At 73.3% G+C, this 25,597-nt stretch carries 23 protein-coding genes; 9 read left to right on the top strand and 14 right to left on the bottom strand.

All coding sequences use genetic code 11. The features are described from left to right. Positions 1-4 precede the first annotated feature (4 nt). From FHX71_RS06025 to FHX71_RS06005, 5 genes are all read left to right on the top strand, one after another. Positions 5-913 carry a carbohydrate ABC transporter permease gene (locus FHX71_RS06025; RefSeq protein ID WP_182614869.1) on the top strand — a complete coding sequence of 303 codons (909 nt, stop codon included), beginning with the start codon at positions 5-7 and terminating at the stop codon, positions 911-913. Beyond that, positions 910-3,336, top strand: coding sequence for a glycosyl hydrolase family 95 catalytic domain-containing protein (locus FHX71_RS06020; RefSeq protein WP_182614868.1), 2,427 nt, complete (start codon positions 910-912; stop codon positions 3,334-3,336). The genes FHX71_RS06025 and FHX71_RS06020 overlap by 4 nt, the downstream gene beginning before the upstream one ends. Then, positions 3,333-4,340: an acetylxylan esterase gene (locus FHX71_RS06015; RefSeq protein WP_182614867.1), complete on the top strand. Its 1,008-nt coding sequence runs from the start codon at positions 3,333-3,335 to the stop codon at positions 4,338-4,340. Before FHX71_RS06020 ends, FHX71_RS06015 begins: the two co-directional genes overlap by 4 nt. A gap of 13 nt (positions 4,341-4,353) precedes the next feature. Next, positions 4,354-5,712 carry an ABC transporter substrate-binding protein gene (locus FHX71_RS06010; protein ID WP_246402265.1) on the top strand — a complete coding sequence of 453 codons (1,359 nt, stop codon included), beginning with the start codon at positions 4,354-4,356 and terminating at the stop codon, positions 5,710-5,712. 62 nt (positions 5,713-5,774) lie between these two features. Further along, the gene (locus tag FHX71_RS06005; protein WP_182614866.1) at positions 5,775-6,953 is read left to right on the top strand and encodes an ROK family protein; all 1,179 of its coding nucleotides are present in this window, start codon (positions 5,775-5,777) and stop codon (positions 6,951-6,953) included. A 38-nt stretch (positions 6,954-6,991) separates the two neighbouring features. On the opposite strand, the gene FHX71_RS06000 is transcribed toward FHX71_RS06005, so the two are convergent. Both FHX71_RS06000 and FHX71_RS05995 read right to left on the bottom strand, forming a co-directional pair. Further along, positions 6,992-7,720 (bottom strand): helix-turn-helix transcriptional regulator, encoded by a 729-nt coding sequence (locus FHX71_RS06000; RefSeq protein WP_182614865.1) that lies wholly within the window; start codon positions 7,718-7,720, stop codon positions 6,992-6,994. 44 nt (positions 7,721-7,764) lie between these two features. Next, positions 7,765-8,175 (bottom strand): nuclear transport factor 2 family protein, encoded by a 411-nt coding sequence (locus FHX71_RS05995; protein WP_182614864.1) that lies wholly within the window; start codon positions 8,173-8,175, stop codon positions 7,765-7,767. A gap of 251 nt (positions 8,176-8,426) precedes the next feature. Here FHX71_RS05995 and FHX71_RS05990 point away from each other — a divergent pair, with 251 nt between their 5' ends. Then, positions 8,427-10,061, top strand: a complete 1,635-nt coding sequence (locus FHX71_RS05990; RefSeq protein WP_182618505.1) for an HNH endonuclease — start codon at positions 8,427-8,429, stop codon at positions 10,059-10,061. Here FHX71_RS05990 and FHX71_RS05985 read toward each other — a convergent pair. Genes FHX71_RS05985 through FHX71_RS05970 form a run of 4 tightly spaced genes read right to left on the bottom strand, consistent with a single transcriptional unit; the run spans position 10,058 to position 14,096 of the window. Beyond that, a complete protein-coding gene (locus tag FHX71_RS05985; protein WP_182614863.1) occupies positions 10,058-11,281 on the bottom strand; it encodes an MFS transporter in 1,224 nt (407 codons plus the stop codon). The two genes, FHX71_RS05990 and FHX71_RS05985, sit on opposite strands and share 4 nt — an antisense overlap. After that, a complete protein-coding gene (locus FHX71_RS05980; protein WP_182614862.1) occupies positions 11,278-12,207 on the bottom strand; it encodes an LLM class flavin-dependent oxidoreductase in 930 nt (309 codons plus the stop codon). Before FHX71_RS05980 ends, FHX71_RS05985 begins: the two co-directional genes overlap by 4 nt. Positions 12,208-12,258: 51 nt before the next feature. Beyond that, positions 12,259-13,401, bottom strand: coding sequence for a sensor histidine kinase (locus FHX71_RS05975; RefSeq protein ID WP_182614861.1), 1,143 nt, complete (start codon positions 13,399-13,401; stop codon positions 12,259-12,261). Further along, positions 13,398-14,096, bottom strand: coding sequence for a response regulator transcription factor (locus tag FHX71_RS05970; RefSeq protein ID WP_246402254.1), 699 nt, complete (start codon positions 14,094-14,096; stop codon positions 13,398-13,400). The genes FHX71_RS05975 and FHX71_RS05970 overlap by 4 nt, the downstream gene beginning before the upstream one ends. A 145-nt stretch (positions 14,097-14,241) precedes the next feature. On the opposite strand from FHX71_RS05970, the gene FHX71_RS05965 reads away from it, so the two are divergent. Both FHX71_RS05965 and FHX71_RS05960 read left to right on the top strand, forming a co-directional pair. Continuing rightward, positions 14,242-14,712 carry a DM13 domain-containing protein gene (locus FHX71_RS05965; RefSeq protein WP_182614860.1) on the top strand — a complete coding sequence of 157 codons (471 nt, stop codon included), beginning with the start codon at positions 14,242-14,244 and terminating at the stop codon, positions 14,710-14,712. Continuing rightward, positions 14,709-15,176: a hypothetical protein gene (locus tag FHX71_RS05960; protein WP_182614859.1), complete on the top strand. Its 468-nt coding sequence runs from the start codon at positions 14,709-14,711 to the stop codon at positions 15,174-15,176. Before FHX71_RS05965 ends, FHX71_RS05960 begins: the two co-directional genes overlap by 4 nt. On the opposite strand, the gene FHX71_RS05955 is transcribed toward FHX71_RS05960, so the two are convergent. The 7 genes from FHX71_RS05955 to FHX71_RS05925 form a co-directional block, all read right to left on the bottom strand. Continuing rightward, positions 15,148-15,774 carry a GntR family transcriptional regulator gene (locus tag FHX71_RS05955; protein WP_182614858.1) on the bottom strand — a complete coding sequence of 209 codons (627 nt, stop codon included), beginning with the start codon at positions 15,772-15,774 and terminating at the stop codon, positions 15,148-15,150. The two genes, FHX71_RS05960 and FHX71_RS05955, sit on opposite strands and share 29 nt — an antisense overlap. A gap of 66 nt (positions 15,775-15,840) precedes the next feature. Further along, positions 15,841-17,214, bottom strand: coding sequence for an MFS transporter (locus FHX71_RS05950; protein WP_246402251.1), 1,374 nt, complete (start codon positions 17,212-17,214; stop codon positions 15,841-15,843). Between the two features lie 43 nt (positions 17,215-17,257). Continuing rightward, entirely contained in the window at positions 17,258-18,172 is a 915-nt protein-coding gene (locus FHX71_RS05945) for an amidohydrolase family protein (protein WP_182614857.1), read from the bottom strand. A gap of 22 nt (positions 18,173-18,194) precedes the next feature. Next, entirely contained in the window at positions 18,195-18,878 is a 684-nt protein-coding gene (gene ligK, locus FHX71_RS05940) for a 4-carboxy-4-hydroxy-2-oxoadipate aldolase/oxaloacetate decarboxylase (RefSeq protein ID WP_182614856.1), read from the bottom strand. Beyond that, positions 18,871-19,917, bottom strand: a complete 1,047-nt coding sequence (locus FHX71_RS05935) for an amidohydrolase family protein (RefSeq protein WP_182614855.1) — start codon at positions 19,915-19,917, stop codon at positions 18,871-18,873. Before FHX71_RS05935 ends, ligK begins: the two co-directional genes overlap by 8 nt. After that, positions 19,914-21,128 (bottom strand): 4-oxalomesaconate tautomerase, encoded by a 1,215-nt coding sequence (locus tag FHX71_RS05930; protein ID WP_182614854.1) that lies wholly within the window; start codon positions 21,126-21,128, stop codon positions 19,914-19,916. The genes FHX71_RS05935 and FHX71_RS05930 overlap by 4 nt, the downstream gene beginning before the upstream one ends. A gap of 160 nt (positions 21,129-21,288) precedes the next feature. Next, entirely contained in the window at positions 21,289-22,680 is a 1,392-nt protein-coding gene (locus FHX71_RS05925; protein WP_182614853.1) for a carbohydrate-binding protein, read from the bottom strand. A 220-nt stretch (positions 22,681-22,900) separates the two neighbouring features. Here FHX71_RS05925 and FHX71_RS05920 point away from each other — a divergent pair, with 220 nt between their 5' ends. Continuing rightward, entirely contained in the window at positions 22,901-23,884 is a 984-nt protein-coding gene (locus FHX71_RS05920) for a glycoside hydrolase family protein (protein WP_182614852.1), read from the top strand. Positions 23,885-23,915: 31 nt separating this feature from the next. On the opposite strand, the gene lnt is transcribed toward FHX71_RS05920, so the two are convergent. Then, on the bottom strand, positions 23,916-25,514 hold the full coding sequence (gene lnt, locus FHX71_RS05915) for an apolipoprotein N-acyltransferase (RefSeq protein ID WP_312876938.1): 1,599 nt from the start codon (positions 25,512-25,514) through the stop codon (positions 23,916-23,918). Positions 25,515-25,597 lie beyond the last annotated feature (83 nt).

Genomic DNA, 25,597 nt, shown 5'->3' with positions numbered 1-25,597 from the left:
CAGCATGTCCGCATCCGCTACCGTCTCCGGACCCCGCCGCCGCCTCAGCGTGGGACGCACCCTCGCCTGGACGTACCTGGGCGGCGTCGTGCTGGTCACGCTCTTCCCGTTCTACTGGATCCTGCGGACGTCGTTCTCGAACAACTACTCGCTGATCACCCACCCGTCGTCGCTGCTGCCGGTGGACTTCACGCTCGGCGCGTTCCGGCGCGTGCTCGGCATCGCCACATCCGCGGAGTCGCTGGCCGAGGGCGGCTCAGGCGCCAGCATCAACATCCTGCACTTCGCGATGAACTCGCTGATCTTCGCGACGCTCTCGACGGTGCTGGTCGTGTTCTTCTCGCTGCTCGCCGCCTATGCCTTCGCCCGCCTGCAGTGGCCGGGCCGGGACCTCGTCTTCTCCGTGCTGCTGACGGCGCTCATGGTGCCGGGCATCCTGACGCTCCTGCCCAACTTCGTGCTCATCAAGGACCTGGGCCTGCTGAACACGTTCGGCGGACTGATCCTGCCCGGCGCGCTGTTCTCGGCGTTCAACATCTTCTTCCTGCGGCAGTTCATGCTCGGCCTGAGCAGCGAGATCGAGGAGGCCGCGCTGATCGACGGCGCCAGCCGCCTGCGTGTGCTGTTCCAGATCACGCTGCCGATGACGTCGGGCCCCGTGACGACGCTGTCGATCCTGGGCTTCATCGGCGCCTGGAACGACTACTTCTGGCCGCTGCTGGTCACGAGCGACGACAGCGTGCGGCCGCTCACCCTCGCCCTGGCCGTGTTCAAGCAGTCCTCGCCGCAGGCCGCGCCGGACTGGGCCGGCCTGATGGCGGCCACGCTGGTCGCCGCGCTGCCCATGCTGGTGCTGTTCCTCGCGTTCGGCCGCCGCATCGTGGACTCCATCGGCTTCTCGGGGCTCAAGTGAGCGCCGCGACCCGCCCGGTCCGGCTGCGCTGGACGGCCCCCGCCGCGCGCTGGGGCGAGGCGACGCCCGTCGGCAACGGCGAGATCGGCGGCATGGTCTTCGGCGACGCTCGCGGGCGCATCGGCCTCAACGACTCGTCCCTGTGGTCCGGCACCCCGGACGGCCCGGCGCGGGCGCTCGACGCCGTCGTCGCCGGGGGCGCGGGTCCCGAACGCCTCGCCGAGGTGCGCGACGCGGTCGCGCGGCACGACGACGACGCCGCGGAGCGGCTGCTGCGCACCTTCGAGGGGCCGTGGAGCCAGGAGTTCCTGCCGCTCGGCGACCTGGACCTCGACCTGGGGACCGCGGACGTGACCGGGTACGAGCGCGTGCTCGACCTGTCCTCCGCCGTGGTCGACGAGTCCTTCCTGCTCGGCGGGGTGCCCGTCCGCCGGGCCACCTGGGTCTCCGCGGCCGACGGCGCGCTCGTGGTCGAGCTCGTCGCCGACGCCCCGGTCTCCGGGGTGCTGCGCCTACGGTCGCCGCTGCGGGTCGTGGGCTCGGACGCGCGGGTGGCCGACGGCGGCCGCGCGCACCTGTCCCTGCTGGTGGAGACGCCGGTCGACGGTTCGCCGAAGCACGAGTCGGAGGCGGTGGCGCACGTCTGGCGCGACTCGGCAGACGGGGCCGCGACCGGCTTCGACCCAGCCGCCGCCGTGGCCGTGGCGCTCCGCACGGACGGCGCCGTAACGCCGTCCGGCGACGACGTCGTGGTCACGGGCGCCCGCCGCATCCTGCTGGCCGTCACGACCGAGACGAACGCGCGCCGCTGGTGGCGGCACGAGCCGGCCGCCACACGTGCCGACCTCGCCGAGCGCGCGGCAGCGCGCGCGGAGGCGGTCGCGACGTCGGACTCCGCCGACCTCCGCACCCGGCACGAGGCGGACGCCCAGGCGCTCCTGGGCCGCTCCGGCCTGGAGATCGGCGCGGTGGACGACCGGCCCGTCGACGTCGGCCCCCTGCTCGCCGACGGCGACGACCGTGCCCTGGCCCGCGTGCTCTACGCGTACGGCCGATACCTGCTCGTGTCGTCGTCGCGGCCTGGCTCCCCGCCGGCCAACCTCCAGGGCATCTGGAACGCGTCGATGCGGCCGCCGTGGTCGTCCAACTACACGATCAACATCAACACGCAGATGAACTACTGGCTGGCCGAGCGCACCGGGCTGGGCGAGCTGCACGAGCCCCTGCTGGACCTGATCGAGCGGGTGGCGCACACGGGAAGCGCCGTCGCGTCGGCGCTGTACGGGACGCGCGGCTGGGTGGCGCACCACAACACGGACCCGTGGGGCTGGGCGCTGCCCGTCGGCGCGGGGCACGGCGCGACGTCGTGGGCGTTCTGGCCGATGGGCGGGCTCTGGCTCGCGGACCACCTGTGGCAGCGCTGGGAGTACGGGCGCGACCGCGACGAGCTGGCCGGGCGCGTGCTGCCGCTGCTGCTGGGCGCGAGCGCGTTCGCCCTGGACTGGCTGGTCACGGGCGCGGGCGGCACGCTCGGCACCTCGCCCTCGACGTCGCCGGAGAACTCGTTCCTGCGGGCCGACGGGTCGACGGGCGCGGTGTCGACGTCGTCGGCGATGGACCTGACCCTGATCCGCGCGACGTTCGAGCGCACGCTCGCCGCCGCGGAGGTCGCGGGCACGACGGGCGAGCCGCTGCTCGACGAGATCCGCGCCGCGCTCCCCCGTCTCGCGCCGCTGCGGGTCGCCGACGACGGCACCCTGGCCGAGTGGGGCGACGACGCCGTCGCGACCGACCCGCAGCACCGCCACCTGTCGCCCCTGATCGGGCTGCACCCGCTCGACGTGATCGACGTCGGGCGCACGCCCGGCCTCGCCGAGGCCGCGCGCCGCACGCTGGACGTGCGGGGGCCGGGCGCCATGGGCTGGTCGTGGTCGTGGAAGATAGCGATGCGCGCCCGGCTGGGCGACGGCGAGACCGCGCGCGACCTGCTGCGCGAGGCGGCTCGGGCCTTCCCCGGGGACCCCGACCTCGACGCGCCCGTGGACGGCTCCGAGTGGGGCGGGCTGCTGCCCAACCTGTTCTCGACGCACCCGCCGTTCCAGATCGACGGCAACTACGGGCTCGCCGCGGCGATCGCGGAGATGCTGGTCGGCTCCGGCGAGGGCACGCCCGACAGCCCGGTCCGGCTGCTGCCGGCCCTGCCCGCGGCCTGGCCCGAGGGCCGGATCACCGGCGTCCGCACGCGCGGCGGCGTCGCCGTCGACCTCGACTGGAGCGATGGCCGCCCCGCCACGCTGCGCCTGCACGACGCCGTGGGCGCCGGGACGCGCGAGGTCACCGTGAGCTTCGGCGGGCGCACGCACACCCTGCCCGCGGACGGCGCCCCGGTGCGGGCCGCGGACCTGTTCGGGGCTACCCCATGAGCAGCCAGGACCCCCGCGAGGCCGCCCTGCGCGCCTACCGCTCGACGCAGGAGCTCCCGGACGACTTCGCGGACTTCTGGCGCGACACCCTCGCGGAGGCCCGGCGGTTCGACACCCCGCCGTCGGCCGTCCCCGTGGAGACGCCGCTCACGGCGATCGAGGTGCTCGACGTGACCTTCCCCGGGTTCGGGGGCGACCCGGTCCGGGGGTGGCTGCGGCTGCCGCGGCACCGCGACGAGCTGCATGGCGCCGGCCTGCTGCCCGCCGTCGTCCACTTCACCGGCTACGGCGCGGGCCGCGGGCACGCGATCGACGACCTGACCTGGGCCGCCGCAGGCTACGCCCACCTGGTCATGGACACCCGCGGCCAGGGCGACGGGTCCACGCCGGACGGCCCGTGGGGCGACAGCACGGGCTACCTCACGCGCGGCCTGGCGGACCCGGCCGGCTACTACTACCGGCGCGTGCTCACCGACGCGGCCCGGGCGGTCGACGCCGTCCGGCTGCTGCCCGGCGTCGACCCCGCCCGCGTGGCCGTGCTCGGCAACAGCCAGGGCGCGGGGATCGCGCTGGCCGCCGGCTACCTCGCCGACGACGTGGCGGCGGTGCTGGCGCAGGCGCCCTTCCTCGCGGACCTCCCGGGCGCGCTCGCGCTGAGCGCGCAGGGGCCCTACCGGGAGCTGGCCGACCTGCTGGCCCGGGACCGCCCGCGCCGCGAGCGGGCGCTGTCCACGCTGCGGTACTTCGACGTCGTGAACTTCGCCCGGCTGGCCCACGCCCCCGCGTGGTTCTCCTGCGGACTGGACGACGACATCACTCCCCCGGAGACCGTGTTCGCCGCGCACAACGAGTACGCGGCGCAGCACGACATCACCGTCTGGCCGTCCAACGGCCATGACGCCGGCGGCAGCCTGGACCGGCAGGGCGCGCTCGACGTGCTCGGCCGCGTGCTCCAGGCCGCCGTCGGCCCTACCAACCCGAACCGAACCCACCCGGTCCCTTGATCGAAGAGGAATCATGAAACCGAAGCACATGCTGAGCATCGTCGCTGCAGCCGCTGTCACCGTCTCGCTGGCCGCCTGCGCGGGCGGCCCGGCCGGCGGAGCGGCCGAGGAGGGCGCCCACGCGGGCACCGTCAACTGGTGGACCTGGGACGAGAAGCAGGCGGAGTCGTACAAGACCTGCCTGCCCGCGTTCCAGGAGAAGTACCCCGACATCACGGTCAACATCACGCAGTACGCGGTGGACGACTACTTCACCAAGCTGACCGCGGGCTTCGTGGCCGGCAACGCGCCGGACGCGTTCCAGAACAGCGTGGAGTTCCTGGACTCGTACGCGCAGCAGGGCCAGCTCGAGCCGCTGGACGACTACATCGCGGAGTCGGGCTACGACCTGGGCGTGTTCAACGTGGGCGTTCCCGCCTTCACGTACACGGACGACAAGCAGTACGCCCTGCCGCTCGACTGGGCGGGGTCCGCGTTCTACTACAACAAGGACCTGCTGAAGGACGCCGGCCTCACCGAGGACGACGTGCAGAACATGACCTGGAACCCGCAGGACGGCGGCACGTTCGACGACGTCGTCGAGCGGCTGACCGTCGACGCGAACGGCAAGCACGGCGACGAGAAGGGCTTCGACAAGGACGACGTCGCGGTCTACGGCATCGGCGCGCTCGGCACGGCCGACTACCTGGGCCAGACCACGTGGTACCAGTTCGCCGCCTCGACGGGCTGGACGATGCGGGAGCCCGAGGCGTGGCCCACGTCCTTCGCGTTCGCCGACCCGACGTTCGTCGAGACCATGGGCTACCTGCGCGGCCTGTCCGACCGCGGGCTGGCGCCCGAGTTCGGCCAGTTCACGGTCGGCGACACCGAGCAGCTCGGCTCCGGCTCGGTCGCGATGATCTCCGGCGGCTCGTGGTCCGCGACGACGTTCGCCAAGCTGCCCGACATGTCGGTGGGCATCGCGCCCAACGTGCTCGGGCCCGACGGCGAGACCCGTGTGGTCATGAGCAACTCGAACGGCAACATGCTCTGGTCGGGCAGCAAGGTCAAGCAGGCCGCCTGGGACTGGATCTCGTTCATGGGCACGGCCGAGTGCCAGGAGAGCGCCGCGCTCACCTCGGGCTCGTTCTTCCCGTCCATCCCGTCGGCCATGGACGCCCTCGCCGCGGACCAGCTGGAGAAGGGCATCGACCTGAGCGTCTTCGTGGACTACGCGAAGAACGAGCAGCTCGAGCCGTCGCTGGCCTACGGCAACGGCGCGGAGCTCAAGTCGGAGCTGCAGCCGCTGTTCGAGGCGTACTACAGCCACCAGCGTGACGACGACGTCTGGCAGGAGGCCTGCGACAAGGCCTCGGAGATCCTGTCCAAGTAGTCCCGGCCGGCCCGGGTGCGGTGCCTCGCGCACCGCACCCGGGCCCGACGACGAGGTTCCCCATGAGCGCCACGCCGCCCCTGACGAGCGCGCGCCGCCCCACGCTGCGGACGGCGACGTCGGCGGAGATCTTCACGCGCATCATCACGCACGGCCCGGTCAGCCGGGTCGAGGTCGGCCGCCTGACCGGGCTGTCCCCCGCGAAGGTCACCAAGACCGTCGGCCCGCTGATCCGCGACGGCTTCGTCACGGAGGGCGAGCACGCCGAGAGCTCGTCCCCCGGGCGGCCCGTGTACCCGCTGAGCGTGGTGCCGCGCTCGATGCTCGCGATCGGCATCAAGGTCAACGTCGACGAGATCGTCGCCGTCGCGGCGAGCATCGGCAACGAGGTGCTCACCTCCACGCGCCGCACGCTCGCGCGTCACGACCCGGAGACGGTGGTGCGCGAGATCGTCCGCTGCGTGCGGCGGCTGGTCGCCAAGCTCGGCGACGGCGCCGACCGGCTGGTGGGGATCGGCGTCTCGGTGTCGGGCGACATCGACTCGGCCTCCGGCGTCGTGCGCCACTCGCCGCTGCTGGGGTGGGCCAACGTGCCGCTGGGCGCCACGGTCGCGCGGGAGGTCGACCTGCCCGTCGTCGTCGAGAACGACGTGCGGGCGCTCGCCCGGTCCGAGCAGTGGTTCGGGCTCGGCGTGGAGGCGGAGAGCTTTGCCGTCGTCACCATCGGCGCGGGCATCGGCTGCGGCATCTACGTGAACGGCGACGTCGTGGTCGGCGCGCACGGCGTGGTCGGCGAGATCGGCCACCTGCCGCTGGCCCCGCCCGACGCCGAGTGCGTGTGCGGGCGCCGCGGCTGCGTCGAGGCGGTGGCCTCCTCGGGCGCCATCCGCGACGCCGTGCGCGCCGGCCACGACGATCCCGCGCTCACGCTCGCCGACGCCGTCGCCCTGGCACACTCCGGCGACCGCGCCGCCGTCGACGCCTTCGACCGGGCGGGCACCGCCATCGGGGCTGCGCTGGCCGTGACCGCGAACCTCGTGGACCCGGAGGTGGTGGTCATCGCGGGCGAGGGCGTCATGGAGTACGACCTGTACGAGCGGCGCATCCGCGAGAAGTTCACGGCGCACGCCTTCGGGGCGGCGGCGAGCTGCCGCCTGGTGGTGCGGCGGCACACGTTCATCGACTGGGCGTGCGGGGCGGCGGTGGCGGCTTTTCGGGAGGCGCTGCGGCCGGTGGTGTGAGTGCTGGGTTGTCTGGGCTGCTCGGGGGGTTGCTCGGGCTAGTCGGGTCCGGGCAGGAGCCGCCGCGCCTGCCATCGGGCGAGATCCGCCTCGAGCAGCGCCGGGTCACGCCGCGGCGGGACCTCGTCGAGGATCTCGAGCCGTGTGATCCGCTCGATGCGGAACCCCCGGATCGCGTCACGAAGCCGGCACCAGCCGCTGAGCAGCCACGTGTCGGCGGCGCGGAGAAGACCCATGGTCTCGACCTCGCGGACGGTCGTGGCGGAGTGGTCCGGTGTGCCGTCGGCGCTCTCGCCCACATAGGTGAGTCGCACCACGCGGCGTGCGGCGATCGCGTCGGAGAGGATCCCGAGCGGCACGGCGCCGCCCGTCGGCGGGGCGGCGTCGATGACGTGCATCGTTCCGAGCAGCTCCTGGACGGGCGCGCGATGCGCCTCGTCCATGACCGCGGCGATCTTGGCGCGCGCCCGGCGGGCGGCGCCTTGGTAGGGCGAGGACTCGAGGAGCGCGAGACCGGCGAGCACCGCCAACGACTCGGCGGCGGAGAGGTTCAGAGGCGGCAGCGAATACTCACGGAGGATCGAGTAGCCGCCCGCGGCCCCGTGGTCCGCGTAGACGGGGACCCCGGCCACCTGGAGGGACCCGATGTCTCGTTCGATCGTCCGTGCGGACACGCCGAACTCGCGGGCGAGCCGAGCGGCGGACCAGGGGCGCCGTGCACCGCGAAGCAGGTCGACCAGGGCGTACTGCCGCTCGGCTCGCTTCATGCTTCCGATTCTCCCAGGGGTGCGAGTGAGTCAGGTGGGGTGGGTCAGCTCCGCATGCTGCGCTGGCCGCCCACGGACCAGACCCGAGAGACCCGACCGTCCCCGTCGAAGTCGAAGACGTCGACGCCGCCTGCCTGATGACCGTTCGCGTCGACGTCCCACAGCAGCCGGCCGTGGTCGCCGTCGACGGCGTCGGCGATCCTCGTGAAGACGACACCGGGGTTCTGCTCGTGCCACCAGGCGAGGTACCGCACGAAGTCCTCGGCGGTGCGGATGTCGTCCGCGGGGGTCGACCCGTCGGGCCCGGTCACGGCGAAATGGATCCGGAAGTCGTCCGCACAGATCTGTCGCGCGATGTCGCCGTCCGAGTTCCACATCGTCAGCCACGCGTCTAGTGCGTGCCGGGCGGTGGGGCTGGGTGTTGTCGTCGGGGTCGGGGTCGTGGTGTCGGTCATGGATCCAGTGTCGGTCGACGACGCGACAACTGTGTGTCGGTGTTCCCGGGCTTTCGGCGTGCGGTCGGTTCTGCTGTGGGCAGATCGGGTCGGCTCGGCGGGCGGTGCGAACGGGCGTGCCATACGTTGATGACATGACGCGAACGGGTGAGGTACCAGGATCGACGGGCGGGGAGCCCACTCGACCGGTGCTGCCCGGCGGAGTCGTGGATGTGGCGGCCGTCCGGGCAGTACGGGAGTTGCTGGCGGGCATGATGCTGCCTGGTGCCACTGACACCGGGCCCGTTGGTCCCGTCGCGGCGGCAGTGCAGGCCGAGTGGGTGGACCTGCTCGGTGAGCTGGAAGCCGTGAAGAACGCGGTGACCGCGACGCAGGCGCGGCTGACGGTGGCATTGGACCAGGCGGCGCGCGGCGAGGAGGCTTGGCTGTCGATTCGTGCGGAGCGGCGGGGCCGTGGTGTGCCGAACCAGGTCGGTGGCGCGCTGCGGGTCAGCCCGCACGCCGGGGCTGGGTTCGTGAGTACGTCCCGGGTGTGGGTGACGCAGATGCCGCACACGTTCGCGGCGCTGGAGGCCGGGGTGCTGTCGGCCTGGCGGGCCACGCTCTTGGTCCGGGAGACCTCGCACCTGTCCCTGGAGCACCGCGCGCTGATCGACGAGGAGATCTGCGGTCCCGCGCACCTGGACGAACTGGCCCGCATGGGGACCCGCCGGCTGATCGCCCGCATCAAGGAACTCGCCGCCAAGCTGGACGTACACGCCTGCGTCAAGCGCAACGCCAAGGCCGTCTCGGAGCGGCGCGTCTCGGTACGCCCGGCACCCGACCTGATGGTCTACCTCACCGCCCTGGTACCCATGGCGCAGGGTGTGCAGGCGTACGCGCAGCTCAAGGCGACTGCCGAGAGCGCGAAGGCCACGGGTGACGAGCGTGGAGTGGGCCAGATCATGGCCGACACCCTCATCGAACGCGCCACCGCCCGCGAACCCGGCCACGCGAACGACGTGCCGGTCACCATCAACCTCCTCGTCTCCGACCAGACCCTGTTGGCCGACGGCAACGAACCGGCCGTGGTGGTCGAGGGCGCACCGGCAGGCGCGGGCGTCATCCCAGCCCCCGTGGCCCGCAACCTCGCCGCCCACGCGATCGACACCGACACCGCCTGGCTGCGCTCGATCTACGTCAACCCACACGGCCGCCTGCTGGCCACGACCTCGACCTCCCGGTTCCACCCGCAAGGTTTGGCCGCGTTGCTGCGCGCCAGAGAGCAGGGCATCTGCGCCACCACCTGGTGCGACGCCCCCATCCGACACACAGACCACATCACCCCGCACGCCGACGGCGGCCCCACCAGCCTCGACAACGGCCAAGGCCTGTGCGCGCGCTGCAACCATGCCAAGCAGGCACCGGGGTGGCGGCAGAAGACAACCCAGCTCGACGGCCGCCACGCGGTCGAGACGGTCATGCCGACGGGGCACACCTATGTCTCGGTCTCGCCCACACCACCGACACCGGTCGGGGCAAGCGTCATGGCACCGGTCCGCGGTGCGGACTCCTCCGGAGCGGCGCCCGGCGGCACGCTGGTCACCGGCCAGACAGGCCGAGGCGTCGATACAGCCCCCGACCGAAGCGCGGCCGCGTCCAGTGACGGCCAGAGTGCGACGCCAGACCGCGACCGCGTCACAGCACCTCCGTGGACCCCGGCGGCCGGCATGACCAGCCCCGCACCCGGTCGTACCCCGCGCAGCCGCTATTCGATCGGCTGCCAGACCCGTCCCGACCATGGCGCGATCGCCTACAGGCCGAGCCCGCCACCTCGTCGAACACGCCCTGGTCGAGCCCGCGCCCAAAGACGTCGGCCCGACCTCTCCTGGACCCACCCCAGTTAGGACGGGCGGACCACCACACCCGCCGGCGGGGTGACCGCGCGGGAGAAGCACGCCGAGACCGCGACCAGCACCATGACCAGCAGGATCGCGAGCCGCAGCGTGAAGTGCTCGCCGATGAAGCCGAGCAGGGGCGGCCCCACCAGGAACGCCGTGTACCCGGCGGTGGCGACGGCGCTGACGCGGCGGGCGGCGTTCAGCGGGTCGTCGCCGGCCGCCGAGAGCGCCACCGGGAAGCCCAGCGAGGCGCCGATCCCCCAGAACAGCACGCCCACCGCGCCGAGCACCGCCGTCGGCGCGAGCGCCACCAGGCCGATGCCGACGATCGCCAGCAGGGCGCTGACCACCATGACGGGCGCCCGCCCGAACCGGTCCAGGAAGTAGCCCCCGCTGAACCGTCCGACCGCCATCGACAGGCCGAAGAACGAGTAGATCAGCGCCGCCGTCGCGGCAGAGAGCTCGAAGCCGTCGACCATGATCAGCGGCAGCCAGTCGTTCGCCGAGCCCTCGGCCAGGGCCATGCCCAGCACGATCACGCCGATGGCCAGGGTGCGCGGCTCACGCCAGACCGCGAGGAACGCACCGACGGTCTCGCCGAGGGGACGGCGGTGCTGTCCGGCGTCCGCGGCGCCGTCCTCCAGACCCACACCGTGCGCCAGGTTGGCCACAAGCCACACCGTGGCGACGGCGGTCAGCCCGGCGACCACCAGCAGGTGCGCGAGCACCGGAAAACCACCGGCGCTCGCCCCCAGGCCGACGAGCCCGCCCACGCAGACACCGAGGCTGTAGGAGCCGTGCAGGCTCGGCACCACGGTGCGCGCCAGCGCCCGTTCGACGTCGACGCCCTCGACGTTCTGGCCGATCTCGCCCGAGCCCATGCCGTACCCGAACGACGCGAGGCCGACCGCGACAAGCCAGCCCTCGCCGACCGCGGTGCCGACCGCCACCACGGCGACGCCGGTCACGATCGCGACCATGCCCCACAGCACGACGAACCGGGCCCCGCGCCGGGCCACCAGGGTGCCGGCCACGGCGATGCCCACCATCGAGCCCGCCGACAGGCCCGCGATGATGAGCCCCATCTCGGCCGTGGTCGAACCGGTCGCGTCGCGGATGGCGGGCGTGCGGGAGACCCAGGTCGCCATGGAGAGCCCGGTCAGGAAGAACGACGCGAACAGCGCGGCCCGACGGCGCTGGGCCGACGGCACGAGGTGCGCGGTCACAGCACGCGGGCCAACGCGTCGAGCGCCGCCAGCGGGTCCGGCCCGGCGGGGATGAAGACGCTGGACGTGACGCCGGCGCGGCCGAGCTCGTCGATACGCGCCCGGACCTGGTCGGGCGTGCCGGCGAGCGCGAGGCGCGCGACCCACTCGTCGGGCAGGCGCTCGACGAAATCCGCGCGCGTGGCGGACGTGGCTCGCAACGCCGCGAACTCCTCCGCGAACGGCAGGGGCGCGACGTGCGGCGCCCAGTCCGGCTCGCCGATCCACTCCAGGCCGGGACGGGCGGTGCGCAGGGCGGCCGCCGCGTCGTCGTCGACGGCCCCGATGTTGTAGGCCACCAGCCGGTGCTCGCCCTGCGGCGCGACCGCGTCCAGGGCGGCCGCCGCGTACTCCGGGCCGACGGGCTCGGCGAGCACGGTGCCGTCGGCGACCCGGCCGGACGCCGCCAGCGACCGCGGGCCGCGCACGCCGAGCAGCAGCGGCGGCACGGTGTCGGGCACGGCCGAGGAATCGAGCCGCACCTCGCCGGAATCCCCGCCGCCCAGCAGCGTCCGGAGCGTGGTCACGTACTCCGCGAGGAAGGTCAGCGGCCGCTCGGGCCAGGCCCCCGCCTGCCGCATCCAGCCCGGCATCCCGTGCCCGACGCCGACGTCGGTACGGCCAGGGTGGAGCTGCTCCAGCGTGGCGATCTCCATGGCCGCGAACGCGGGGTTGCGCACGGCGGCGGGCAGGATGCCGATGCCGACGCGGAGGCGCTCGGTGGCGCCCAGCACGGCGGCCGCCTGCACCAGGCCGCCGCGGTAGCCCAGGTCCTCGACGACCCAGAGCTCGTCGAAGCCGAGCCGCTCGGCGGCGCGCGCGTACGGCAGCACCTGGGCGGCGGGCAGGTCGCGCGGGAGGACGACACCGATCTGCGGAGAGGTCATGGCGCAGTTCTACCAGAACGATCGTATCGATACGAGAGCCGTTCAGGCCGACTAGGCCGCCGGGGCCGGCAGCGCGACGTCCAGCCGGAAGCCCTGGGGGACGTGGGCCGCCCGCACGTCGCCCCCGTGCGCCCGGACGATGCCGCGCACGATCGCCAGGCCGAGCCCCGCGCCGGGCGAACCGGCGGCCGGCACCGCGTCGGGCGTACGTGCCGCGCTGGCCCGCCAGCCCACCTCGAACATCCGCGTGAGGTCCTCGCTGTCGACCCCGCTGCCCTGGTCGAGCACGGAGAGCACCAGCCGGCCGTCGGCCTGGTCGGCGGAGACCAGGATCTCGGACGCGTGCGGGGCGTGCCGGATGCTGTTGGTCAGCAGGTTGACGACCACCCGGGTCAGCTCGTGCGGGTCGGCCCGCAGCATCCGGCCCTCGACCCCCGCGTGCTCGATGCGGATCTCCTTGGCGACGGCGAGCTGGTGGACGTCGGCCACGGCGTCGGACACGACATCCAGCAGCTCGATGTCCTGCGGGCGCAGCCGGAGCGCGCCGCTCTGGATCTGGGACAGCTCGAACAGGTCGTCGACCAGCCGGTTCATGGTCCCGACCTGCGCCCGGATGCGCCGCACGTAGTCGGCCGGGTCGGCGACGGCGCCGTCGTCCAGGGCTTCCGCCAGCGCGCTGACGCCGGTCAGCGGGGTGCGCAGGTCGTGCGAGATCCAGGCGAAGAACTGCCGCCGCGCGGCGTCGAGCTGCTCGATCTCCGCGCGGGCGGCGGCGAGGCGCTCCGAGGCCACGGCGAGCTGGGCGGACAGGTCGGCGAGCTCCCGCCCCGCGTAGGCCTCCGGCCCGACGACGGCGCCGCGGCCGACGCGCTCGACCGCCTCCCCCAGGCCGGCGAACGACCGGCTCACGGCACGCGCGGTGAGCAGCGTCGCGGTCAGGCTCAGCAGCGCGGACAGCCCGACCACCCACAGCATCACCTGCAGGTCGTGCAGCGAGAGGTACATCAGCGCGGCGATGGCGACGGTCGAGCAGACGACGGACCCGATCGCGGCGACCACCAGGACCACGAACGGCTCGGTGACCGAGCGCTGCCGGCGGCGGCGCAGCACCAGGAGCGCGAGCAGCGTGGTCGCCGCCGTGCAGACCGCGGCGGTCGCGAGGATGAGCAGCAGGTCGGCCAGGGTGAGCATCATGCGGCGGCCCCCACGGTGAAGCGGTAGCCGCGGCCCCACTCGGTGAGCAGGTAGCGCGGGTAGCGCGGCTCGGGCTCGATCTTCTCGCGCAGCCGCCGCACGTGCACCGTCACCGTGGACACCTCGCCAAAGCTCCACCCCCACACCCCGTGCAGGATGTCGTCCCTGGTCAGGGTGCGGTCCGGGTTCTGCAGCAGGAAGAGGAACAGCTCGTACTCCCGGGCCGTGAGCGTCATCTCGGCGCCGTCCGCCCAGATGCGGCGGTGCGCGGCGTCGACCCGGAACGGCCCGAGGCTGAACGGCGCCGGCGAGACGTGCACCGCGCGGCTGCGCCGGACCAGGGCGTCGATCCGGAGCTGGAGCTCCCGCAGCGCGAACGGCTTGGCGACGTAGTCGTCGGCGCCGTGCTCCAGCCCGTCGATCCGCTGTTCCACGGTGTCCAGGGCCGTGAGCATGATGATCGGCGTCCGCGGGGCCGTCGCCCGGACCTGGCGGCACAGCTCGTCCCCGCTGACGCCGGGCAGCATCCGGTCCAGCACCAGCACGTCGGGGCGCGCCGTGCGCAGCGCGTCCCGGGCCACGAGCCCGTCGCGCAGCGCCGTGACGGCGTAGCCGCGTCCGCCCAGGTAGTCGGAGACCACGCCCAGGACGGTCTCGTCGTCCTCCACGACCATCACCTCGACACGTGCTCCCATGCCCGGCAGCGTAACCGCGCGAGGCCCCGCCGAGTTCTTACGCGTCTGCAAGACTCCCGCGTCCCCGGAGCCGCCCTGCCTAGGTTCGACGACGTCGCCGGCACGTCCGCCGGCGACGTCGAACCCGACCGAGAGGCCACTTCCCATGCGCAAGACAGCGCTCGCCGGAGCCACGATCCTGACCGCCACCCTGCTGCTCACCGCCTGCGGCACCGCCGATGACGGGGCGGGGGACGCGATGTCGGACCAGACCGCGTCGTCGCAGGAGCAGTCCGAGGACATGGCGGAGGACATGGGCGACGACATGGCCGCCGACCCCCGCACCGGCACCTTCGAGGGCCTGAACGACAAGTCGGTCGCGGGCACCGTCGAGGTGAGCGGCACCGAGGTCGTCCTGTCGGGCTACTCCTCCGACGAGGGCCCCGACCTGCACGTCTACCTCACCAACGGCACCGACGAAGCGGCGGTCGCCGCGGGCACGGAGATCGACGTCGTCGCCTTCGACGAGGCGTCCCAGACCTTCGCCCTGGACGGCGTGGACGTGGCGGGCTACGACACCGTCGTCATCCACTGCGACAAGGCCAAGGCCGTCTTCGGCGCCGCGGCCCTGGCATGACCAGCGGCCTGCACCGCGCCGCCGTCGTGCTGACGACGGCGGCGCGGGTCGCGCTCGGCCTGCTCTGGATCAACGAGGGCCTGATCAAGTACCGGGCCGGGTTCGGCGACGCCGACATCCGGCTCGTGGCCGACGGCGCGGCGGCGAGCAGCCGGGTGCCCGGCTACTTCCAGGTCTTCGCGGAGAACGTGCTGGGCCCGGCGTCCGGGCTGTTCGGCGTGCTGATGCCGCTGCTGGAGGTGGGCCTCGGCGTCGCGCTGGTCGCCGGGGTGCTGACGCTGCCGGTCGCGCTCGCGAGCGTCGCGACCCTGCTGAGCTACTGGTCGGCCGACCAGCTCACGGCGGCGTACCCGGTGATGGTCGCCCTCGCCGTCGTGCTGGTCGCGTGGCCGGCGCTCGCCTCCCGCGTCGCGGTGGGCACGCTGGTGAGGCGGCTCAGGCCAGCGAGCGCAGCACCTCGATGACGGAGGTGATGTGGGCCCGCATCGCGGCCTCGGCCGCCTCGGGGTCGCGCGCGACGACGGCGGCGATGACCGCCTCGTGCTGAGCCAGCGAGACCGCCGACCGGCCGGGGACGCGCGAGAGCGCGAACTGGTGGCGCACCATCTGACCGTGGAGCTGCGCCACGATCCGGTCGGCGGTCTCGTGCCCGGCGATCTCGCGCAGCGTCGCGTGCAGCTCGGCGTTGAGGTCGCTGTACACGGCCGCCTCGCCGCCGTCGACCGCCTGGCGCATGCGGCGGCCGATCCCGGAGAGCCGCTTCGCGTCGGCGGCGGTGAGCCGCTCGGCCGCCCGAGCGGCCACCAGCCCCTCGACGACGCGGCGGATCTCGCTGATCTCGATCGCCTCGGCCAGGCTGATCTCGCGGATGCGCGCCCCCCGGTTCTGCTGGCGCTCGACGAGCCCCTCGGCCACGAGGTCCTGCAGGGCGGCGCGCACCGCGAACCGGCGCGCGCCGAACTGCTCACAGAGGTCGGCCTCGACGAGCCGCTGACGTGGCGCGAAGTCACCCCGCAGGATCGCCGCTCGCAGCTCGTCCCGCACCTGGGCGTCGTCCACCATCACGTCCCTCTCACGTCGTCGCCCGCCACCCCCGGGCGCGCAGCGATTGTCAACAATATGAGCACCTTAACGGCTGGCGTCCACCTCCGGCGCCGACGCCGCCGACGCAGCCGCCGCCAGCCGCGCCCGGCGCGTGGCCGGACCGAAGATCGCCAGGGCCACGGCGCCCACCACCCAGGTGCCCGCGATGAAGTAGAAGACGGTCTGGTAGCCGTGCCCGCTGTACAGGCCGGCGATGATCAGCGGCCCGACGGCGTTGGACAGCCGCCCCAGCCCGTACGAGATCGACGTGCCGAGCGAACGTCCCTTGGTGTCGTACAGCTCGGGCGAGTACGCGTAGGCCAGGGCCGTGTAGCCGCGCTCGAACAGGTTGACCAGGAACCCGAACACGACGATCAGCACCGGCGTGAACGTCAGCCCGTACAGGAGCCCCGACCCGGCGATGACCAGGGCGAACACCACCAGGCACCACTTGCGTTCGAACCGGTCGGTCACCTGCGCCGCGAGGAACGAGCCCAGCGGCGCGCCCACGGTGGTCAGCGCGACGAAGAAGATGGAGTCCTCGACGCTGATGCCCTCGGCGGCCAGCAGCGTGGGCGCCCAGGACGAGAACCCGAAGAAGCCGATGGTCTGGGTGATCCACAGCACCGACAGCAGGAGCGTCGGGTAGAGGAACTTCTTGTCCTTGAGCATCGCCAGCCCGGCCCGGGTGGCGGGTCCGGTCTCGACGGGGACGGCGGCGTCGGGCAGGGCGCCGTGCTGCGCGACCGCCTGCGCCTCCATGTCCCGGAGCACCGCGTCGGCCTCGTCGTGCCGGCCCCGGGACTCCAGCCACTGCGGCGACTCGGCGAGCTTGCGCACGAAGAACAGGAACAGCACGCCGAGCGAGCCCCACAGGTAGACCAGCCGCCAGGACCACTCGTTGATCGGCACCACGAACGAGGCGATGAGGTTGGTGGCGGGCGTGCCGCAGATGCCGATCATGATCACGTACGCCTGGTACTTGCCGCGCACGGCCTTCGGGAAGAGCTCGTTGATGTAGACCACGGCCACGACCGTCATCGCGGACAGGCCCGCGCTGGTCATCACGCGGAACAGGCCCATCGAGAAGATGTCCCAGGCGAAGATCGTCGCGAACGACCACACCGAGAACCAGACCGTGGTCGCCACCAGCGTGCGCTTGCGGCCGAGCCGGTCGGCGAGCCCGCCGGCCACGATCGACCCGATGAACATGCCGACGAACGACAGGGACGTCACGTACGCCACGTGGTTGACGCTCGCGCCCCACTGCTCGCGGATCACGGGGGCGGTGATCGCGAACGTGTTGATGTCCGCGAACTCGAAGAAGTAGGTGAAGGCCAGGGCGACCATCGTCGTCTTGTGGAACCTCGAGATCGGCAGCCGGTCGATCCGGTTGGCCGCGTTGGTCCGGGTGTGCAAGGGGGTCTCCTTCTGTTTCCTCGGGCGTCGTCGCCCGGGGTGCTCAGGCCTCCGTCGGCCAGTACAGGCGGCGGGGGTTGTCCACGAGCAGGGCCTGCCGCAGCTCGGGGGTGGGGGCGACGTGCGGGATGTGGTCCACGAGCAGCCCGTCGTCGGGCATGTGGTCCTTGAGGTTGGGGTGGGGCCAGTCGGTGCCCCACAGCACGCGGTCGGGGAAGCGCTCGACGACCCTGCGGGCGAACGGCACGACGTCGGTGTACGCGTGGCGCTCGCCGTCCAGGGCGGCCGGTCCGGTGACGGTGAGGCGCTCCGGGCAGGAGACCTTGACCCACACGTCGTTCGCGGCCACGAAGTCGAGGAACTCCGCGAACTCCGGCCCGTCGGGGTCCTTCGTGACGTCGGGGCGGCCCATGTGGTCCACGACCAGGGGCACCGGAAGGGTCGCGAAGAAGTCCTTCAGGTCCGGCAAGTCGGCGGCCTCGAAGTAGACGACGACGTGCCAGCCCAGCGGGGCGATCCGCGCCGCGATCGTCTCCAGCGCCGCCGTGGGTACGGCGTCGACCAGCCGGCGCACGAAGTTGAAGCGGACGCCGCGCACCCCGGCGTCGTGCAGGCGGCGCAGCTCCTCGTCCGTGATGTCGGCGCGGACGGTCGCCACGCCGCGGGCCCGTCCCTCGGAGCGCTCCAGGGCGTCGACCAGGGCGCTGTTGTCCGCGCCGTGGCACGTGGCCTGCACGATGACGTTGCGGTCCACGCCCAGGTGGTCGCGCAGGTCGAAGAGCTGCTGGGCGGAGGCGTCGACGGGCGTGTACTTGCGCTCGGGCGCGAAGGGGAACTGGTCGGCGGGGCCGAACACGTGGCAGTGCGCGTCCACGGCGCCGTCGGGCAGCGTGAAGGTGGGCCTGGTCGGCCCCTGGTACCAGTGCAGCCAGCCGGGGGTGACGTCCTTGTCGGTCATGGTGGGTCCTTGTGGGTGGGGATCAGTCCGTGTAGGTCAGGCCGAGCTCGGCCAGCCGCGGTCGCATGTCGTAGAGGTCCAGCCCCAGCTCGCCTGCGGCGAACCGCTCCCGCTTGGCGGTCTCGTTGTCCTCGCGCCGGCGGGCGGCCTCGGCCACCTCGGCGGCCCGGGCGGCGGGCACGACGACGACGCCGTCGGCGTCCGCCACGACCACGTCGCCCGGGGTGACCAGGGCGTTGGCGCAGACGACCGGCACATTGACCGAGCCGAGCGTGGCCTTGACGGTGCCCCTGGCGTTGATCGCGCGGGAGAACACCGGGAAGTCCATGGCGCGCAGGGTGTCGACGTCGCGGCAGCCGCCGTCGATCACCAGGCCGCGGGCGCCGCGCGCCTGCATCGAGGTGGCGAGCAGGTCGCCGAAGAACCCGTCCTCGCTCTCGGTGGTGCAGGCGGCCACGACGACGTCGCCGGGCCGCACCTGCTCGGCGGCGACGTGCAGCATCCAGTTGTCGCCGGGCTGGAGCAGCACGGTCACCGCGGTGCCGCACATCGCGGCGCCCTCGTAGACGGGGCGCAGGTACGGCCGCATCAGGCCGAGGCGGCCCAGGGCCTCGTGGACCGTGGCGACGCCGAACCGCGACAGCGCCTCGACGGCGGCCGGGTCGGCGCGGTCGATGTTCGTGTGGACGACTCCGAGCTCAGGCACGGGTCAGCCCCCTCTCGGTCAGGCGCCGGTCGAGCAGCGGGTAGACACGGCGGGCGTTGGTCTCGAACAGGGCGCGCACGGCGTCGTCGTCCAGGCCCCGGGTCGCGGCGTGGGACTCGACGTAGCGGCGCGTGTCGTCGAAGTGGTGGCCGGTGCGCGGGTCGACGCCGCGCACGGCGCCGATCATCTCCGAGGCGAACAGGACGCCGTCGCGCGGGATCACGTCGAGCAGCAGGTCGGCGCCGGGCTGGTGGTAGACGCAGGTGTCGAAGAAGACGTTGGTGCCGAGCATCTCCTCGGGCTCCGGCTTGCCCAGGGCCTGGGCGAGGCCGCGGAACCGGCCCCAGTGGTAGGGCACCGCTCCCCCGCCGTGCGGGATCACGAGCCGCAGGTCCGGGAAGTCGGCGAACAGGTCGCCCTGCAGCAGCTGCATGAACACCGTGGTGTCAGCGTTGAGGTAGTGGGCGCCGGTGGTGTGGAAGGCGGGGTTGCAGCTCGTGGAGACGTGCACCATGGCGGGCACGTCGAGCTCGACCAGCTTCTCGTAGACGGGGTACCAGGACCGGTCGGTCAGGGGCGGCGCCGTCCAGTGCCCGCCCGACGGGTCGGGGTTGAGGTTCACGGTGACGGCGCCCAGCTCGGTGACGGCCCGCTCGATCTCGGGGACCGACGTCGCCGGGTCGGCGCCGGGCGACTGCGGCAGCATGGCACCGGGCGCGAACCGGTCCGGGAAGAGCCCCGCCACGCGGGCGCACAGGTCGTTGCAGATCCGCGCCCACGCGGTCGACGTCGCGAGGTCCCCGACGTGGTGCGCCATGAACGACGCGCGGGGCGAGAAGACGGTGACGTCGATGCCGCGGTCATCCATCTGCCGGAGCTGGTGCGCCTGGAGGGTCTCGCGGATCTGGTCGTCGCTGATGCGGGGGCCTGCCGGGTCGGGGGCCAGGCCCGGGTCGGCCAGGGCGGCGACCTGGGCGTCGCGCCAGGCGCCGAGCGGTTCGGGGGCGGTCGTGTAGTGGCCGTGCACGTCGATGATCACGCGGTGGCCTCCTCGTTCTGGTCCTCGGGCTGGTCTTCGGTCGGTTCGGTGGTCGGGTCCCAGACCGCGCGCGGCACCAGCACCTCTCCCGCCATGAGCAGGCGGGCGGTGCGCAGGAGCGCGGAGCCGACGACGGCGGGCGGGTCGCCGGCGTCCAGCGCGAGCGAGACGGAGAACTCTCCCGAGGGGTGCTCGACGGAGACGGTGACCTCGTGGGCGCCGTCGGGCACGACGGCGACCTCGTGCGCCACGCTCCCGGGCAGCACGCACGCCGTCGCGACGGTGACAGCGGCGAGCACGCCGATGGACTGGTGCGCCACGCGCGGGATGAGCGAGCGGGTGGCGATGCTCCCGCCCGCCCGGGGCGCGGAGACGAGCGTCATCTTGGGGTAGTTCTTCGCGGTGACGTCGCCGAGCCCCATGACCCGGCCGCAGACGAGGCGCAGGCGCTCGACGCGGTCGCGCAGGCCGGCGTCGGCGTCGATCTCGGCCGGGGTCTCGTCGCCGCGCGCGCCGAGGCGGTCGGCCCGCACGATCACGAGCGGCTGGCCGTTGTCGATCAGGGTCACCTCGACGTCGCCGAGGACCGGGACGGCGACGGTGTCGCGCACGCTCCCGGTGGGCAGCAGGCTGCCGGCCACGGAGCCGGCGGTGTCGAGGAACGCGATGCGCACGGGCGCGGCCGTGCCGGGCACGCCGTCGATCCGGGCGTCACCGGCGTACTCGACGTACCGGGCGCCGTCGGGCCCGCGCGGTGTGGAGACGGTGATGTCCGCGACCGCGCCGGTGTTGCGCGTCAGCACCCGGGCGGTGGTGGTCTCGCCGTCGGGCACGAGGAGGCCGGTCTCGATCGCGAACGGGAGCACCGCGGCGAGCATGTTGCCGCAGTTCGGCGTGGTGTCCACGACGTCGGAGTCGGGCTGGAGCTGGGCGAACGTCCACTCCACGTCGACGTCGCCGGACCCGGGCGCCACGATCCCGACCTTGCTGGTCAGGGGGTGCGCGCCGCCCAGTCCGTCGATCTGGCGGGGGTCGGGCGAGCCCATCGCTGCGAGCAGCACGGCGTCGCGGGCGGCGGCGTCGGCGGGCAGGGTGCGGGCGTCGAGGAACAGGCCCCGCGACGTGCCGCCGCGCATGACGAGCGCGGGCACCGCGGTCTGCGAGCCCGCGGTGCGGGCACGACGGTAGGACGGGCCATCGGTGGCGGTCACTGCGCTCCTCCTCTGTGAGGCGTGTCCCGGCACCGTAGTCCATCAACAATCTTGTTGACAATTTTGTCGCGAATCCAGCCAGGCCCCCAAACGTGTCAGACGCCCAGGTCCCCCGAGGGACCTGGGCGTCTGACACGTCGCGAGCTTCTGACTGGTGCGGTTACCCCTGGGCCTTCCACGGCCCCCACGGCGTGCCCGGCTTCTCGTTGCGGGTCCACCACTTCGCCTCGTACGCCTGGCCGTCGTGCACGGCCACCGAGCCGGCCTCGAAGATGCGGGACGGCGTCCAGCGCGCCACGCCGTCCCGCTCCACGATCTGCTGCCACGGGCCGTAGGCGGCGCCGGGCTCCTGGCCCCGCGTCCACCAGGCGGCGCGCCAGGTCGAGCCCTCGTAGGAGATCTCGTCGCCGGCGGTGTAGACGGCCGACGCGTCCCAGGCGGGGACGGCGGGCGCGCAGCCGTCGTCGCACACGCTGAACGAGGCGAGCACGGCCTTGTGGTCGGACGGCCAGACGGCGTCCGGCGTCAGGATCTCGTCGGCGCTGTCGTCGTCGACCCGCTCGTTGCGCACGATCGTCGACTGCGGGCCCACGACGGCGGCGTCGTCGATCGAGACCCGCTCGTCGGGCGTGACGAAGACGTAGTCGATCCGGTCGCGCTCGTCGACCTCGGGAGCCCAGGTGAGGTCCGTCGTCGGGAACAGCGGGTTGTCGGACGGCCAGGTCACGCCCGGATTGGCGACCGGGTCGGGGTGGACCTCGCGGAACGCGTCGACCAGCCCGCCGTCGAGCAGGATCTGCGTGGACTGCCACGGGATCACAAGACCGTTGTGGTCCTGCAGGTCGGCGGTCTCCTCGGTCCAGTCCTGCACGGACGGCTCGTTGAAGTCCCCGCCGACGACGGCGATGCGGCCCGCCGCGCGCTCCGCGGCGATGTCCTCGACGAGGGCCGCGGCCGTGGCCGGACGGCCGGACTGCCGGTTGGCCTCCAGGATCGCGTCCACATCGGTGACCGGGCCGCCCGGCAGCTTGTCCCACGTGTCCCAGCCGTCGGGCCAGTCGCCCTGGACGGCGCCGCCGTAGCCGCGCGGCAGGTAGGTCGCGTACCAGCGGTACTCCAGGTGCCCGCCGTAGGCCACGACCTCAGTGCCGTTCACGTCGAGCACGGCCTTGGTCCACCAGCGGTCCACCGTGCTGGTCTCCAGGATCGGGTACCGCGAGACGATGCCGGTGTCGGTAGCGATCACGTGGTCGTAGCCGAGCAGCGCGGCGACCTGCCGCGGGGAGTCCCCCTGCTCGGGCAGGAACGTCACGTCGGCGTCGGTCTCCAGCAGGACGTCGGCGATCTCGCGGGCGCCGTCGTCGATCTGGGTGCCGCCGTGCCACACGTTGAACGTGAGCACGTTGAGCTCGCTGACGCCGTCCACCTCGGGCTTGGGCTCGGCGGTCGGGACGGCTGCGGTGGCCGATGGCGCGACGGCCAGCGCGGCGAGCGTCGCGCCCACGGCGACGGCCGCCAGCAGGCGTCGAGGGCGTACGGGTGCGGATGACATCGGTGTTCTCCCCTGCTCGGAAATGGGTCCGGCCGGGACCCTACGGCGGACGCGTGGCCGGGCCGTGGCCGGAAGGTGAACGTGCCCCGGGCTGATAGGTCGCATCATCACCTTGACCCCCGCACCGCCCAGGCCGGAGATTCGACCCCGAACGGCCCGGGCGGCATCCGCGCCGCCGCGCACCGGAGCGCGGCGACCCCCGGGCCTGAGCGGAGTCACCATGGATTCGGACCGAAAGCTCGTGCTGGACCGGCGCAGCCTGCTCCTGGGCTCGGCGGTGCTCGGCTCGGCCGCCGCCCTCGGCGTCGCGGCGCCGCCCCACGCGGCCGCGGCGATACCGGGCTTCCCCACGTTCCACCGGGTCGGCGCCGCGCTGAACAAGTCGGCCCTGGCCTACAACCCGACCAACGAGCTCATCTTCCCGTCGATCCGCAACGTCGCCGGCAAGGTCCAGAACCCGCTGGGCAACTGGTACATGTACTACGCGCCGCACGACGCGCCCGGCGGCATCTGCCTGGCCTACGCCGACTCCCTCGACGGCCCGTGGCGCGAGTACTCGGGCAACCCCGTCATCTCCCGCACCTGGTCGCCGCACTACTCGGTGAGCCACGTCTCCAGCCCGCACGCGGTCTGGAACGCCGCGGACAACCGGCTCTACCTGTACTTCCACGGGGAGAACACGACCACCCGGGTGGCGTCGTCGGCCGACGGGCGCAGCTTCACCTACGAGGCCACCGTGCTGACCACCGCGATGCTGCCCTCGAACGTCACCGAGACGTCCTACGCGCGGGTGTTCCCGCACCCCACGAAGTCCGACACCCAGATCATGCTGTTCATGGGCGCGCAGGCCGGGACCCGCAAGATCTTCATCGGCTGGTCCAACCGGCTCACCTCGGGCTGGCAGTTCAAGCCGCAGCCGCTGATCTCGCCGGCCGCGGGCGAGGGCGGCCAGCTCTCCGGCGCCCACTACTGGGGGCGCAACGGCGGCGGCCACGTGGTCTACCACGGCGGCTCCGGCAGCATGCACGTGGCCGACGTCGGCACGAGCTTCGACCGCGAGAACCACCTCGGGGTGCTGTACACGGAGCCGCAGGCCACGCGCGCCGCGGCCCCGAGCTTCGCCGAGGAGGGCGGCCGCCTCTACATGTTCTACGAGGCCGGGCAGCGCGGGAACACCAACATCGCGGTGGCCCGGACGAGCTGAGCCCGACGGCGCCGCGCCCGGCCCGCCGGGGTCAGGCGCGGCGCCGCACGGCGACCGCGAGCGCCACGAGGGCGAGCAGCGTGCCGCCGGCGATCAGCACCTGGAGCCACGGCCCGAGTGCGACTCCGGCGGTGACGCCGTCGCGCAGCTCGACGTCGGTGACGATGAGCCCGGGTTCGTCGGCGGGCAGGGCGGGGCCGGCGGCGCCGTCGGGCCCGAAGACCTGGCTGGTGCCCGTGGTCGAGAGGTTGACCACGGAGCGGCCGGTCTCGATGGCGCGCATGCGGGCGAACGCGGTCTGCTGCAGGTTCTCGTCGGTGCCGCGGAAGTCGGCGTTGTTCGTCTGGAACATGAAGGCCTGGGCGCCGTTGTCGATGCCCTCGCGGATCACGTCGTCGAACACGACGTCGAAGCAGATGGCGAGGCCGACGACGGCGTCGCCGGTGTCCACGGCGGGCACGTCGGTGCCGGGCGTGTACTCGCGGCCGAGCAGGTTGACGAGGCTGGGGACGATGGCGCCGTACAGCCACCGGTCCGGCACGTACTCGCCGAACGGGACGGGGTGCCGCTTGCTGTGGGTGGCGGTGGCGCCGTCCTCGGTCCAGAGGAACGACCGGTTGTAGGTGAGGTCGCCGTCCGACGACGCGGCGTTGACGAGCAGCGGGGCGCCGTACCTGCGGGCGGCGTCGCCGAGCGCCCAGGCGGTGCCGGCGTCGGCGAGCGGGTCGCTGTCCACGCCGCCCTCGGGCCAGACGACGAGGTCGACCTGGTCGTCGGTCAGGGGCGCGGAGGCCGCGAGCTGGGAGCGCAGCAGGTCGCCGGACGTCCGCTCGTCGGAGAACGCGGCGGGGCCGTCCCCCTGGGCGGCGCCGACGCGCAGGGTGCCGGCGTCGGCCGTGGGGAACTGGGGCGTGACGAGCAGGAGGGCGGCGAGGGCCACGGCGGGCAGGGCCGCGATCCAGGCCCGACGCCGGACGGCGGCGTCGGCCCCGCGCCGGCTGCTCCGCAGCAGCTCGATCACCATGGCGCACAGCAGCACCATGGCGAAGCCCAGGCCGGACACACCCAGCCACGACGCGACGGGCGCGATCGGGCTCGCGGACTGGCTCATGCCGAGGCGCCCCCACGGGAAGCCGCCGTACGGCCAGGAGCCCATCGCGAGCTCGCGCGTCATCCAGGTGCCCGCGACGAGCAGGGGCAGCACGACCAGCCGCACGGGGCCGGTGGCACGCCAGCGCGGCACCCACCGGTAGGCCAGCGTGATCAGCGGGGACAGGGCCGCGAGGAACAGGGTCTGCACGGCGGCGAGCGCGACCCAGGGCACCCAGCCCAGCGGGTCGTCGCCGAGGAACCGCGAGGACCACGAGACGTGCGGGAAGAAGAAGGTCGCCCCGAAGACCGCGCCCACCAGGACGGCGCCCCACGCCCGCCGGCCGATGAACGTGAGCAGGGAGAGGGTCACCGCGACGAACGCGAGCGGCCACCACCCGAGGGAGGGGAAGGCGCCGTCGAGCGCCAGGCCCGCCGCGGCGGCCACGGGGACCGCCGCCCACAGCGGCAGGAGCGGGGGGTCCAGGAGGGCCGCCCGGTCGACGGGACCGGTCCGTGCGGTCAGTGCTGCCTGCGTCACGCCCCAGAGTCTCCCACCCCGGGCTGGGAGCGGACGCCGCGGCGCCCGCTCCCGAGTGCCCGCGGCGTGCCCGGTGCCCGCTC

The sequence above is a fragment of the Promicromonospora sukumoe genome (genome assembly GCF_014137995.1).
GTDB classification, from domain to species: Bacteria; Actinomycetota; Actinomycetes; order Actinomycetales; family Cellulomonadaceae; genus Promicromonospora; species Promicromonospora sukumoe.
The sequence above is the reverse complement of the archived record's forward strand: the minus strand, read 5'-3'. Positions and strand labels throughout refer to the sequence as shown.

Coding starts and splice junctions, on each gene's coding strand:
- FHX71_RS05925 (WP_182614853.1), bottom strand. CDS start 22,680: ATGTCATCCGCACCCGTACGCCCTCGACGCCTGCTGGCGGCCGTCGCC.
- FHX71_RS06015 (WP_182614867.1), top strand. CDS start 3,333: ATGAGCAGCCAGGACCCCCGCGAGGCCGCCCTGCGCGCCTACCGCTCG.
- FHX71_RS06000 (WP_182614865.1), bottom strand. CDS start 7,720: ATGAAGCGAGCCGAGCGGCAGTACGCCCTGGTCGACCTGCTTCGCGGT.
- FHX71_RS06025 (WP_182614869.1), top strand. CDS start 5: ATGTCCGCATCCGCTACCGTCTCCGGACCCCGCCGCCGCCTCAGCGTG.
- FHX71_RS05970 (WP_246402254.1), bottom strand. CDS start 14,096: ATGGGAGCACGTGTCGAGGTGATGGTCGTGGAGGACGACGAGACCGTC.
- FHX71_RS05990 (WP_182618505.1), top strand. CDS start 8,427: ATGATGCTGCCTGGTGCCACTGACACCGGGCCCGTTGGTCCCGTCGCG.
- FHX71_RS05955 (WP_182614858.1), bottom strand. CDS start 15,774: ATGGTGGACGACGCCCAGGTGCGGGACGAGCTGCGAGCGGCGATCCTG.
- FHX71_RS06005 (WP_182614866.1), top strand. CDS start 5,775: ATGAGCGCCACGCCGCCCCTGACGAGCGCGCGCCGCCCCACGCTGCGG.
- FHX71_RS05980 (WP_182614862.1), bottom strand. CDS start 12,207: ATGACCTCTCCGCAGATCGGTGTCGTCCTCCCGCGCGACCTGCCCGCC.
- FHX71_RS05920 (WP_182614852.1), top strand. CDS start 22,901: ATGGATTCGGACCGAAAGCTCGTGCTGGACCGGCGCAGCCTGCTCCTG.
- FHX71_RS05975 (WP_182614861.1), bottom strand. CDS start 13,401: ATGATGCTCACCCTGGCCGACCTGCTGCTCATCCTCGCGACCGCCGCG.
- FHX71_RS05965 (WP_182614860.1), top strand. CDS start 14,242: ATGCGCAAGACAGCGCTCGCCGGAGCCACGATCCTGACCGCCACCCTG.
- FHX71_RS05945 (WP_182614857.1), bottom strand. CDS start 18,172: ATGACCGACAAGGACGTCACCCCCGGCTGGCTGCACTGGTACCAGGGG.
- FHX71_RS05960 (WP_182614859.1), top strand. CDS start 14,709: ATGACCAGCGGCCTGCACCGCGCCGCCGTCGTGCTGACGACGGCGGCG.
- FHX71_RS05995 (WP_182614864.1), bottom strand. CDS start 8,175: ATGACCGACACCACGACCCCGACCCCGACGACAACACCCAGCCCCACC.
- FHX71_RS06010 (WP_246402265.1), top strand. CDS start 4,354: ATGAAACCGAAGCACATGCTGAGCATCGTCGCTGCAGCCGCTGTCACC.